The 4869-nt window shown below is 50.4% G+C and carries 1 tRNA gene and 2 rRNA genes; all 3 read left to right on the forward strand.

Annotated features, from left to right (window positions below):
* The first annotated feature begins 48 nt into the window (after positions 1–48).
* The 3 genes from D8790_RS10265 (at position 49) to D8790_RS10275 (ending at position 4745) form a co-directional block, all read left to right on the forward strand.
* Positions 49–1595: ribosomal RNA gene (locus D8790_RS10265) — 16S ribosomal RNA — on the forward strand.
* Positions 1596–1648: 53 nt separating this feature from the next.
* Positions 1649–1721: transfer RNA gene (locus D8790_RS10270), tRNA-Ala, on the forward strand.
* A 126-nt stretch (positions 1722–1847) separates the two neighbouring features.
* A 23S ribosomal RNA gene (locus D8790_RS10275) occupies positions 1848–4745 on the forward strand.
* Together the 16S and 23S rRNA genes with 1 tRNA gene alongside form the textbook arrangement of a ribosomal RNA operon.
* Positions 4746–4869: the final 124 nt, after the last annotated feature.

The following is a 4869-nucleotide window of genomic DNA, read 5'->3' on the forward strand; positions in this document are numbered from 1 at the left end:
AAAAAACAATAAATCTGTCAGTGACAGAAATGAGTGAGAACTCAAACTTTTAATGAGAGTTTGATCCTGGCTCAGGACGAACGCTGGCGGCGTGCCTAATACATGCAAGTAGAACGCTGAAGGGAGAGCTTGCTCTTCTGGATGAGTTGCGAACGGGTGAGTAACGCGTAGGTAACCTGCCTGGTAGCGGGGGATAACTATTGGAAACGATAGCTAATACCGCATAACATTGACTATTGCATGATAGTCAATTGAAAGGTGCAAATGCATCACTACCAGATGGACCTGCGTTGTATTAGCTAGTTGGTGGGGTAACGGCTCACCAAGGCTACGATACATAGCCGACCTGAGAGGGTGATCGGCCACACTGGGACTGAGACACGGCCCAGACTCCTACGGGAGGCAGCAGTAGGGAATCTTCGGCAATGGACGGAAGTCTGACCGAGCAACGCCGCGTGAGTGAAGAAGGTTTTCGGATCGTAAAGCTCTGTTGTAAGAGAAGAACGAGTGTGAGAGTGGAAAGTTCACACTGTGACGGTATCTTACCAGAAAGGGACGGCTAACTACGTGCCAGCAGCCGCGGTAATACGTAGGTCCCGAGCGTTGTCCGGATTTATTGGGCGTAAAGCGAGCGCAGGCGGTTAGATAAGTCTGAAGTTAAAGGCTGTGGCTTAACCATAGTACGCTTTGGAAACTGTTTAACTTGAGTGCAGAAGGGGAGAGTGGAATTCCATGTGTAGCGGTGAAATGCGTAGATATATGGAGGAACACCGGTGGCGAAAGCGGCTCTCTGGTCTGTAACTGACGCTGAGGCTCGAAAGCGTGGGGAGCAAACAGGATTAGATACCCTGGTAGTCCACGCCGTAAACGATGAGTGCTAGGTGTTGGGTCCTTTCCGGGACTCAGTGCCGCAGCTAACGCATTAAGCACTCCGCCTGGGGAGTACGACCGCAAGGTTGAAACTCAAAGGAATTGACGGGGGCCCGCACAAGCGGTGGAGCATGTGGTTTAATTCGAAGCAACGCGAAGAACCTTACCAGGTCTTGACATCCCGGTGCCCGTCCTAGAGATAGGATTTTGCTTCGGCACACCGGTGACAGGTGGTGCATGGTTGTCGTCAGCTCGTGTCGTGAGATGTTGGGTTAAGTCCCGCAACGAGCGCAACCCTTATTGTTAGTTGCCATCATTAAGTTGGGCACTCTAGCGAGACTGCCGGTAATAAACCGGAGGAAGGTGGGGATGACGTCAAATCATCATGCCCCTTATGACCTGGGCTACACACGTGCTACAATGGCTGGTACAACGAGTCGCAAGTCGGTGACGGCAAGCTAATCTCTTAAAGCCAGTCTCAGTTCGGATTGTAGGCTGCAACTCGCCTACATGAAGTCGGAATCGCTAGTAATCGCGGATCAGCACGCCGCGGTGAATACGTTCCCGGGCCTTGTACACACCGCCCGTCACACCACGAGAGTTTGTAACACCCGAAGTCGGTGAGGTAACCTTTTAGGAGCCAGCCGCCTAAGGTGGGATAGATGATTGGGGTGAAGTCGTAACAAGGTAGCCGTATCGGAAGGTGCGGCTGGATCACCTCCTTTCTAAGGAAAAACGGAAGCCATTGGTCGTCATGTTTAGTTTTGAGAGGTCTTGTGGGGCCTTAGCTCAGCTGGGAGAGCGCCTGCTTTGCACGCAGGAGGTCAGCGGTTCGATCCCGCTAGGCTCCATTAGAATAGTGATGACTATTCTAAACTTGTCCATTGAAAATTGAATAACTATATCAAATAGTAACAAGAAAATAAACCGAAACGCTGTGAATATTAATGAGTTTAAGACTGAAAGGTCAAAAATAAGGTTAAGTTAGTAAGGGCGCACGGTGGATGCCTTGGCACTAGGAGCCGAAGAAGGACGTGACAAACGACGAAATGCCTCGGGGAGCTGTAAGTAAGCGCAGATCCGGGGATGTCCGAATGGGGGAACCCAACAGGTACTACCTGTTACCCATCTCTGTTAAGGAGATGAGGAGGAAGACGCAGTGAACTGAAACATCTAAGTAGCTGCAGGAAGAGAAAGCAAAAGCGATTGCCTTAGTAGCGGCGAGCGAAACGGCAGGAGGGCAAACCGAAGAGTTTACTCTTCGGGGTTGTAGGACTGCAATGTGGACTCAGATTTTATAGAAGAATGACATGGGAAGGTCAGCCAAAGAGAGTAAGAGCCTCGTATTTTAAATAGAATCTGTACCTAGCAGAATCCTGAGTACGGCGGGACACGCGAAATCCCGTCGGAATCTGGGAGGACCATCTCCCAACCCTAAATACTCCCTAGTGACCGATAGTGAACCAGTACCGTGAGGGAAAGGTGAAAAGTACCCCGGAAGGGGAGTGAAATAGAACCTGAAACCGTGTGCCTACAACAAGTTCGAGCCCGTTAATGGGTGAGAGCGTGCCTTTTGTAGAATGAACCGGCGAGTTACGTTATGATGCGAGGTTAAGTTGAAGAGACGGAGCCGTAGGGAAACCGAGTCTGAATAGGGCGAATTAGTATCATGATGTAGACCCGAAACCATGTGACCTACCCATGAGCAGGTTGAAGGTGCGGTAAAACGCACTGGAGGACCGAACCAGGGCACGTTGAAAAGTGCTTGGATGACTTGTGGGTAGCGGAGAAATTCCAAACGAACTTGGAGATAGCTGGTTCTCTCCGAAATAGCTTTAGGGCTAGCGTCGACATAAAGATTCTTGGAGGTAGAGCACTGTTTGGGTGAGGGGTCCATCCCGGATTACCAATCTCAGATAAACTCCGAATGCCAATGAATTATGGTCGGCAGTCAGACTGCGAGTGCTAAGATCCGTAGTCGAAAGGGAAACAGCCCAGACCACCAGCTAAGGTCCCAAAATAATTGTTAAGTGGAAAAGGATGTGGGGTTGCACAGACAACTAGGATGTTAGCTTAGAAGCAGCTATTCATTCAAAGAGTGCGTAATAGCTCACTAGTCGAGTGACCCTGCGCCGAAAATGTACCGGGGCTAAAACAATTTACCGAAGCTGTGGATACCTTTATAGGTATGGTAGGAGAGCGTTCTATGTGTGGTGAAGGTGTACCGTGAGGAGCGCTGGAACGCATAGAAGTGAGAATGCCGGTATGAGTAGCGAAAGATGGGTGAGAATCCCATCCACCGTAAGACTAAGGTTTCCAGGGGAAGGCTCGTCCGCCCTGGGTTAGTCGGGACCTAAGGAGAGACCGAAAGGTGTATCCGATGGACAACAGGTTGATATTCCTGTACTAGAGTATGAAGTGATGGAGGGACGCAGTAGGCTAACTCGTGCGTACGAATGGATGTACGTCTAAGCAGTGAGGCGTGGTATGAGTCAAATGCTTATACCTGTAACGTTGAGCTGTGATGGGGAGCGAAGTTTAGTAGCGAGTGAGTGATGTCACACTGCCAAGAAAAGCTTCTAGCGTTGTATCATACTCTACCCGTACCGCAAACCGACACAGGTAGTCGAGGCGAGTAGCCTCAGGTGAGCGAGAGAACTCTCGTTAAGGAACTCGGCAAAATGACCCCGTAACTTCGGGAGAAGGGGTGCTGACATAGGTCAGCCGCAGTGAATAGGCCCAAGCAACTGTTTATCAAAAACACAGCTCTCTGCTAAATCGTAAGATGATGTATAGGGGGTGACGCCTGCCCGGTGCTGGAAGGTTAAGAGGAGTGCTTAGCGGAAACGCGAAGGTATGAATTGAAGCCCCAGTAAACGGCGGCCGTAACTATAACGGTCCTAAGGTAGCGAAATTCCTTGTCGGGTAAGTTCCGACCCGCACGAAAGGCGTAATGATTTGGGCACTGTCTCAACGAGAGACTCGGTGAAATTTTAGTACCTGTGAAGATGCAGGTTACCCGCGACAGGACGGAAAGACCCCATGGAGCTTTACTGCAGTTTGATATTGAGTGTCTGTGCCACATGTACAGGATAGGTAGGAGCCTATGAGATCGGGACGCCAGTTTCGATGGAGGCGTTGTTGGGATACTACCCTTGTGTTATGGCCACTCTAACCCGGATAGGTGATCCCTATCGGAGACAGTGTCTGACGGGCAGTTTGACTGGGGCGGTCGCCTCCTAAAAGGTAACGGAGGCGCCCAAAGGTTCCCTCAGACTGGTTGGAAATCAGTCGCAGAGTGTAAAGGTATAAGGGAGCTTGACTGCGAGAGCTACAACTCGAGCAGGGACGAAAGTCGGGCTTAGTGATCCGGTGGTTCCGCATGGAAGGGCCATCGCTCAACGGATAAAAGCTACCCTGGGGATAACAGGCTTATCTCCCCCAAGAGTTCACATCGACGGGGAGGTTTGGCACCTCGATGTCGGCTCGTCGCATCCTGGGGCTGTAGTCGGTCCCAAGGGTTGGGCTGTTCGCCCATTAAAGCGGCACGCGAGCTGGGTTCAGAACGTCGTGAGACAGTTCGGTCCCTATCCGTCGCGGGCGTAGGAAATTTGAGAGGATCTGCTCCTAGTACGAGAGGACCAGAGTGGACTTACCGCTGGTGTACCAGTTGTCTCGCCAGAGGCATCGCTGGGTAGCTATGTAGGGAAGGGATAAACGCTGAAAGCATCTAAGTGTGAAACCCACCTCAAGATGAGATTTCCCATAACGCAAGTTAGTAAGAGCCCTGAGAGAAGATCAGGTAGATAGGTTAGGAGTGGAAGTGTGGCGACACATGTAGCGGACTAATACTAATAGCTCGAGGACTTATCCAATTTTCATTGAGCGCAGCTTTTGGCAAGTATTGTGAGGTTTGAGTAGTTATTCAATTTTGAGTTGACAAGGCAATAAGATATTGCAAGTTAATTCAGCTAGTTAAGTGACGATAGCCTAGGAGAT

Source organism: Streptococcus cristatus, from assembly GCF_003943535.1.
GTDB classification, from domain to species: Bacteria; Bacillota; Bacilli; order Lactobacillales; family Streptococcaceae; genus Streptococcus; species Streptococcus cristatus_L.